The organism is Actinophytocola sp., assembly GCF_035712165.1.
Lineage (GTDB): Bacteria > Actinomycetota > Actinomycetes > Mycobacteriales > Pseudonocardiaceae > DASYTH01.
Genome location: NZ_DASTBH010000225.1, coordinates 1 through 6,646, shown reverse-complemented (window position 1 = coordinate 6,646; position 6,646 = coordinate 1). Strand labels below are relative to the sequence as shown.

7 protein-coding genes and 3 tRNA genes are annotated in these 6,646 nt (G+C 68.9%); 3 read left to right on the top strand and 7 right to left on the bottom strand.

Annotated elements, in window-relative coordinates:
* Positions 1-4 precede the first annotated feature (4 nt).
* Genes VFO68_RS12770 through VFO68_RS12760 form a run of 3 tightly spaced genes read right to left on the bottom strand, consistent with a single transcriptional unit; the run spans position 5 to position 3,539 of the window.
* Positions 5-787 carry a glucose-1-phosphate cytidylyltransferase gene (locus VFO68_RS12770; RefSeq protein ID WP_325158456.1) on the bottom strand — a complete coding sequence of 261 codons (783 nt, stop codon included), beginning with the start codon at positions 785-787 and terminating at the stop codon, positions 5-7.
* Entirely contained in the window at positions 784-2,022 is a 1,239-nt protein-coding gene (locus VFO68_RS12765) for a class I SAM-dependent methyltransferase (protein WP_325158455.1), read from the bottom strand. Before VFO68_RS12765 ends, VFO68_RS12770 begins: the two co-directional genes overlap by 4 nt.
* Complete coding sequence (locus VFO68_RS12760) at positions 2,022-3,539, bottom strand: sugar transferase (protein ID WP_414635494.1); 1,518 nt, start codon at positions 3,537-3,539, stop codon at positions 2,022-2,024. Before VFO68_RS12760 ends, VFO68_RS12765 begins: the two co-directional genes overlap by 1 nt.
* A gap of 511 nt (positions 3,540-4,050) precedes the next feature.
* Between VFO68_RS12760 and VFO68_RS12755 the strand changes: the two genes are divergently transcribed.
* Positions 4,051-4,524, top strand: coding sequence for a hypothetical protein (locus tag VFO68_RS12755; RefSeq protein WP_325158454.1), 474 nt, complete (start codon positions 4,051-4,053; stop codon positions 4,522-4,524).
* A gap of 42 nt (positions 4,525-4,566) precedes the next feature.
* Here VFO68_RS12755 and VFO68_RS12750 read toward each other — a convergent pair.
* From VFO68_RS12750 to VFO68_RS12735, 4 genes are all read right to left on the bottom strand, one after another.
* Positions 4,567-4,643 (bottom strand) — tRNA-Phe (locus tag VFO68_RS12750).
* A gap of 57 nt (positions 4,644-4,700) precedes the next feature.
* A tRNA-Asp gene (locus VFO68_RS12745) sits at positions 4,701-4,774 on the bottom strand.
* Positions 4,775-4,787: 13 nt separating this feature from the next.
* A tRNA-Glu gene (locus VFO68_RS12740) sits at positions 4,788-4,860 on the bottom strand.
* 87 nt (positions 4,861-4,947) lie between these two features.
* Positions 4,948-5,190 (bottom strand): hypothetical protein, encoded by a 243-nt coding sequence (locus tag VFO68_RS12735; RefSeq protein WP_325158453.1) that lies wholly within the window; start codon positions 5,188-5,190, stop codon positions 4,948-4,950.
* A 456-nt stretch (positions 5,191-5,646) separates the two neighbouring features.
* Here VFO68_RS12735 and VFO68_RS12730 point away from each other — a divergent pair, with 456 nt between their 5' ends.
* Both VFO68_RS12730 and VFO68_RS12725 read left to right on the top strand, forming a co-directional pair.
* Positions 5,647-5,859: a heavy metal-associated domain-containing protein gene (locus tag VFO68_RS12730; RefSeq protein WP_325158457.1), complete on the top strand. Its 213-nt coding sequence runs from the start codon at positions 5,647-5,649 to the stop codon at positions 5,857-5,859.
* A 467-nt stretch (positions 5,860-6,326) separates the two neighbouring features.
* Positions 6,327-6,646 (top strand): hypothetical protein (locus VFO68_RS12725; RefSeq protein ID WP_325158452.1); only part of this gene is annotated, 320 nt, incomplete at its 3' end.

The following is a 6,646-nucleotide window of genomic DNA, read 5'->3' as shown; positions in this document are numbered from 1 at the left end:
ATCATCAGGAAGCCACTCTCTCCCAGTGCATCCACGGCCGCTCGCCGCGGTCGTAGGCGTCGTTGAGGGCGAACCGCTCCTTGATGGTGTCGGTCGGCTTCCAGAAGCCCCGGTACGGATAGGCCAGCAACCGGTTGCGCTTGGCCAGTTCGCCGCAGCCGTCGGCGACCAGGTCGCCACCCTCCGGGATGTGGTCGAAGATCTCCTGGCGCAGCACGAAGTAGCCGCCGTTCTCCCACAGCGGCATCTCACTGACCGCGGTGATCCCGCCCACCCGGTTGTCCTCGCCCATCTCCACGCAGTGGAACGACGACTGCGGCGGCACGACCATCATCGAGGCGCCCGCGTCGCTGGCCGCGAACCGGTTCACGATGTCGTCCAGCGGGGCGTCGGTGAGCACGTCGGCGTAGTTGGCCAGGAACATCTCCTCGCCGTCCAGGTGGTGCCGCACCCGGCGCAGCCGCTCGCCGATCGCCGAGTCGATTCCGGTCTGCGCGAACGTGATCGTCCAGTCGCCGATGTCGGTGCCGAGCAGTTCCACCTCGCCGCCGCGCAGCACGAAGTCGTTGGACTGGGTCTCCCGGTAGTCCAGGAAGAAGTTCTTGATGTGCTGCGCGCCGTAGCCGAGGCACAGGATGAACTCGGTGTGCCCGAAGTGGGCGTAGTAGCGCATCACGTGCCAGATCAGCGGCCGCGGCCCGACCTGTGCCATCGGCTTGGGAATGTCGTCGTCCGGCCCGTTGCGCATGCGCATGCCGAGCCCTCCGCAGAACAGCACGACCTTCATGACGGGCTCACCTCGACGATCTCGAGCGTGGGGATCGGGAAGACCAGCCGTCCGCCCCATTCGCCCACATAGGACAGTTGCTCGGTCAGCTCGCGGCGCAGGTTCCAGGGCAGCACCAGCACGTAGTCCGGCCGGTCCTCGGCGATCCGCTCGGGCGGCAGGATCGGGACCCGGGTGCCCGGGGTGTACCGCCCGTGCTTGTACGGGTTGCGGTCCACCGTGTAGGGCAGCAGGTCGGGCCGGACGCCGCAGTGGTTGAGCAGCGTGTTTCCCTTGCCCGGCGCGCCGTAGCCGACCACGGTCCGGCCCTGCTCGGCGGCGTCGACCAGGAACCGCAACAGATCCCGGCGCACGCCCGCGACCCGGCGGCCGAACTCGGCGTAGCCGGACAGCTCGTGCAGCCCGGCCGCCTTCTCCTGGGCGAGCACGTCCACCGCCCGCTGGCTCAGTGGCCCGGCGATCTCCGCCGGCCGCGCCCACAGCCGGATCGAGCCGCCGTGCGTCGGAATCGTCTCGACGTCCACAAGGGACAGTCCACCGGAGGCCAGCGCCCGCTGCGCGGAAGCCACCGTGTAGTACTGGAAATGCTCGTGGTAGATCGTGTCGTACTGGTTCTGCTCGATCATCGCCAGCAGATGGTGCACCTCGATCGACACCCAGCCGTCGTCGGCGACCATCGCCCGCAGGCCCTTGGTGAATCCGATGACGTCCGGGATGTGCGCGTAGACGTTGTTGGCCACCACCAGGTTCGCCGGCCCGTGCTCCGCGCGCACCGCGGCGCCGGTTTCCGGGTCGAGGAAGGCGGTCAGCGTGGGCACGCCCTTGCCCCGCGCGGCGTCGCCGACGTTGACCGACGGCTCGATGCCCAGGCACGGAATCCCCGCGGTCACCGCGTGCTGCAGCAGGTAGCCGTCGTTGCTGGCCACCTCGACCACGAACGACCCGCTGTCCAGGCCCAGCCGGGCGACCGAGTCCAGCACGAAGTCCCGGGCGTGCGTCACCCAGGACGTGGAGTACGACGAGAAGTACGCGTACTCGGTGAACGTGTCCTCCGGGGTGATCAGCGGCGGCAACTGGGCGAGCCAGCAGTCCGTGCACACCCGCAGATGCAGCGGGTAGGTGATCTCGGGCTCGTCGAGCCGTTCCGCGGTGAGGAACAGCTCGCACGGCGGCGTGGCGCCCAGGTCCACGACGCTGGCCAGGCTGGTCGAGCCGCACAACCTACAGGTGGTCATCAATAAGCTCCCTGTCCGGAAAGCACGGCACGGAAGGTCTTCCAGAGGATCACGGCGTCCAACGCCAGCGACCAGTCCTCGACGTAGCGCAGGTCCAGCCGGACCGCCTCGTCCCAGGACAGGTCGCTGCGGCCGCTGACCTGCCACAGCCCGGTGACGCCGGGCTTGACCAGCAGGCGCCGCCGCACGTCCGGCCCGTACCGCGCGGTCTCCTCGGGTAGCGGCGGGCGCGGGCCGACCAGTGACATCGACCCGCCGAGCACGTTGAACAGCTGGGGTAACTCGTCGATCGAGTAGCGCCGCAGCAGCCCGCCCACCCGAGTCACCCTCGGGTCCCGGCGCATCTTGAACAGCACGCCGGCGCCCTCGTTGCGCTCGTTGAGCTCGGCCAGCATCCGGTCCGCGTCACGGATCATGGTGCGGAACTTGATGATCGTGAAGTGCTTGCCGTCCTTGCCCACCCGGCGCTGCCGGTAGAACACCGGACCGCGACTGTCGACCAGGACCGCCAGGCTGACCAGCAGCAGCAGCGGAGCCATCAACAGCAGCAGCAGCCCGGAGGAGATCCGGTCGAAGACGTCCTTGACCACCCGCCGCCCGCCGGTGAACGCCGGAGCGCTGACCCGTAACAGGGGCATCCCCAGCACGCCGGTCATGTGCAGGCGGGGGCCGGCCACCTCCATCAGGGTCGGCGCGACCACCATCTCCGCGCCGCTGCCCTCCAGCGTCCAGGCCAGCTGCTGCAGCCGCTTGGGCGTCCAGTAGGCGTCCGCGGTGATCGCGACGATCCGGTAGCCGCCACGCCGGACGTGGTCGGCGATCTTGTCCAGCTCCCCGACGACCGGGATGCCGTCCAGTTCGCCCGCGCCGTTGCCACGCCCGTCCACGGTGCACACCGCGTCCACCCGCCAGCCGATGTGCGGGTTCTTGCGGGTGCGTTCGATCAGGTCGCGCACCGAGCCCGGAGCGCCCGCGGCGAGCACCGGAAGCAGGCACCGGCCGTCGTTGCGGGCCCGGTGCAGCAGCTTGCGCAGCACGTAGCGGGACGGGAAGGCCAGCAGCGCCATCGCCGGCACGACCAGGAACACCCACGGCCGCATGGTCGAGATGCTGAAGGCCAGGCCGGCGAGACCGAGCGCGACGTCGGCGAGGAACAGCCCGCGACCGAGCCGGCTGAACTCCTCGGCGCCCTGCCCGAGCACCACCAGGTTCCAGGCCCGGTTCATGGCCAGGGAGCAGAGCACCACCCCGGCCGTGATCGCGCCGAGCACCGCGACCTTGGTGGTCGCCATGCCGCTCTGGGCGCCGACCAGGCTGCCCACCACGGCGACCGCCGCCAGGATGCACAGCACGTCGCTGATGATCACTGAACGCCGGTACCTGGGCTCCCAGCCCGCCAGCGCCGCCGTCGAATCCCCCGGACGGTAGAGACCCTGCGCGCGGCGGCTCGACCAACGAGCCGATCTTCGTCGCGGGGACCCGACCTGGTTACTCATCGTGTATACGCCCTCGGTCAGCCGTGGTGTGGGTATGCGCGATCCGTGGGCGTCCCCGTAGCCCAACGACAATGGCATTGCTCCGCAACGGATCTGACTGCGCTGCCGAGCCGTTGCCGCGTTACCTGATTCGCTCGCCTCCCCAGGACCGTTACACGCACAGTAAGAAGTAACTTTCACCACTTAGGGGGGCGGGCACACCCTAGCTGCCGGACCCCCCATATCGGCCGCTACCAGCGAGAATGCCACACACCGGCCAGCCGGCCGACACCCCTGCGCCAAACGGGCTTCACCCGTTCGTACCAGGATGCAAATTTCACCGATTGCTTGCAATACTCGCCAAAACCCGCCCCGAGTGGCCACATCCCGGCCAGATCAATGCCCACAGTGGACACTCCGTCACGCATTGCCCACAATCGACTGTTCCCGAGTGGACAGACATTTTTCCACCGCCCATCCGGTTTGCCGCCAGGTCCCCATTAGACGAGCGTCACGTCGCCACCCGGCCCGGCCACGGCTACCCTGCGCTGCCATGGCCGCGCCCGACCGGCACACCGTGTTCGTCACCCCCGCCGGCATCACCGTCACCGGGTTCGCCCGGTGGCGGCAGCTGCGCGCGGCATACCCCCGAACGGGCCCGTGGCCGGTCCTGATGGACCACGACACACCCAGCCGCCTCGCCCACCGCTACTTCCCCGGCGACCCGGTGCCGGACGACGGTGCCGCCGACCTCGCCGGCCACGGCGCCCGGCCGGCCGGGCCGGCCCGGCCGGACCTCGCGCCCTTGGCGGGTCCCTGCCGTCCTCGCTACGGCGGCTGGAACGACTACCCGATGCCCGGCCCCCACACCGCGATCCTCCGCCACCGCCACGGCGCCGAACCGGTCTTGCTCACCGGCGACACTGTCGAGCTGGCGCTCACCGCCCCACCCCGAAGCCGGTCCGCGAGCACCTCGCCTACTGCGACGGCCCCACCGTCACCCACCTGGGCCGCCTGGTGGGACTGACCAAACAGCCCCCGCCCATCCCGGGCAGGGGCTGTCGAAGACTGGTGGCCAGGGGCGGGGTCGAACCGCCGACCTACCGCTTTTCAGGCGGTCGCTCGTACCAACTGAGCTACCTGGCCAGGCACCACATCAAACCAAAGCGACCTCCGCGGACATACGTCCCCGGAGGTTTCGCGCGACCCAGACGGGACTCGAACCCGCGACCTTCGCCGTGACAGGGCGACGCGCTAACCAACTGCGCCACTGGGCCTTGCTTGTCTTCGTGCTCCCAACGGGATTCGAACCCGCGCTGCCGCCTTGAAAGGGCGGAGTCCTAGGCCGCTAGACGATGGGAGCCCGGGTTGCCCGCTAGGAGCACCGAAAGCATAGGGCACGTCCCGGTGCTCCTCCAAAGTGGGTTTCCCGAACCCCGTCGTGACCCCCCTATCGCCGGACCGGCGGGACGCCGTCCTCGCCGGGCACAAGCCCCAGCATCTCCAGCAGCTCCCGGCAGTCCCCGATGCTCAGCGCCCCGCGCGCCACGGCGAGCTGGGCCCGGCGCACCTGCTCGTCGGAGACCCGGGCGGTGTCGCCGGTGCGCTGCGCCGGCACTCCGGAGAAGGACGAGCCGGAGTCGATGCTTTCCTGTTGCAACAGGAAGTGACGTACTTCTACAGGCCCGCTCATGGGTGCCTCCCCGGCTCTGGTTTGGCGGTGAGGGTATGAGACCTTGGCGGTCTCCCGCAGCCCCCTCTCGAGTGAACCATGACCGCACGTTTAGTGACCAGTCAAGGGATCTTCGGAATCCGCATGTTCGCTGGTCCGGGTGGGTAGGCGGGCAATCACCCGATCGGACGCAAGTGTGATGACCAGGGGCGGCGGTGTGGCCCGCTCCGCCACGAAGGGTGACCGGCAATCTCCGGACCGGTCACCGCCCGAACCGCCCGGTTTATGCCCGCTCCCGCACTACTTGTCCAATTTTCGTTGACACATCGTGATTCCGGCAATCCGGACCGTCATGATCAGGCTGTGCCGGGTTGGCAACGAAGTACACGTGTGGGGGACGCCGGCGACCTCAAGCCCTCTGGGGCCTACTCCGACAACTCCCTAGGGAGACGGGAAGAGAGGACGCCATCCGTGCCTATGCACACCATCTACAACGTGTACACAGTCATCGGAATGACCTGCCAGCACTGCGCCCAGACGATCACGGGCGAACTGTCCGGGATGGACGGAGTCACCGACGTGGCGGTGAACCTCGCGACCGGTGAGGTGACCGTCGGAAGCACCGACGAGCTCAGCGACCATCTGGTCGAGTCGGCGATAGCGCATGCGGGGTACCAGTTGGTGGTCTGAACGGTCCCCTCCGGTCGACGTGGGGAGTTGAGATCAAGCGCCGCCGTCAGGTGAACAGTTATCGAGATTTTTTCGGCGCGACCCTCTCCCCCCAGGCCCAACCTCGTGCAACAATCAACATTGCTGACACACCCCCGGTCAGCGCCTGTGGAGATCCCCTCCGGCCCCCGCGTTCCTCCCCCTGGCGCGGGGGCCTCTCCGCGTTCCGGGACGCTTGTCCGCGGAATGAGCGGACCGGGACGCTCCGACATCGCATTGGGGGGCCGAGCCCCCCAAACCCCCCACGGTGCTACCGGTTGCGGCGGGCGGGGTGGGGACGATTATCGGTGTGGGAGCTGGCGGCTGGGGGCTGGGAGCCTCGGCTGTTTTTGGCGTGATAGGGGGTTAGGCCGATTGGGTGGTTGGGTGGGGGTGTGGTGTGGGGCACAGGGGAGGCGGGGGCGCTACCGATTCGTTATCGTGTGCGGGTGCGTTTCTCGCGAAGCAAGGACAGTGATCGGGCGGAGGTCGCCAACCAGGGGCGGCACCGCACCGAGGTCGCGGATGTAGTGGAGCCGGCGCCTGATCGGGAGCTGGAGTCCTACCTGGCGGCGCTGGCGCCGGAGGGGGACGCGGAGACGACCGGGTCCGGCCGGCGGTTCCAGCCGGAGGTCTACCAGCTGCGGCTCCCGGCGATCGCCAACGAGCAGCTCAGGGAGCTCGCCTCGCACCGCAACACCTCACCGATGGCGCTGGCCCAGGAGTGGGTCATGCAGCGGCTGGAGTGGGAGGCGCAGCAGCTGCACCA

Coding starts and splice junctions, on each gene's coding strand:
- VFO68_RS12770 (WP_325158456.1), bottom strand. CDS start 787: ATGAAGGTCGTGCTGTTCTGCGGAGGGCTCGGCATGCGCATGCGCAAC.
- VFO68_RS12765 (WP_325158455.1), bottom strand. CDS start 2,022: ATGACCACCTGTAGGTTGTGCGGCTCGACCAGCCTGGCCAGCGTCGTG.
- VFO68_RS12755 (WP_325158454.1), top strand. CDS start 4,051: ATGGCCGCGCCCGACCGGCACACCGTGTTCGTCACCCCCGCCGGCATC.
- VFO68_RS12735 (WP_325158453.1), bottom strand. CDS start 5,190: ATGAGCGGGCCTGTAGAAGTACGTCACTTCCTGTTGCAACAGGAAAGC.
- VFO68_RS12730 (WP_325158457.1), top strand. CDS start 5,647: ATGCACACCATCTACAACGTGTACACAGTCATCGGAATGACCTGCCAG.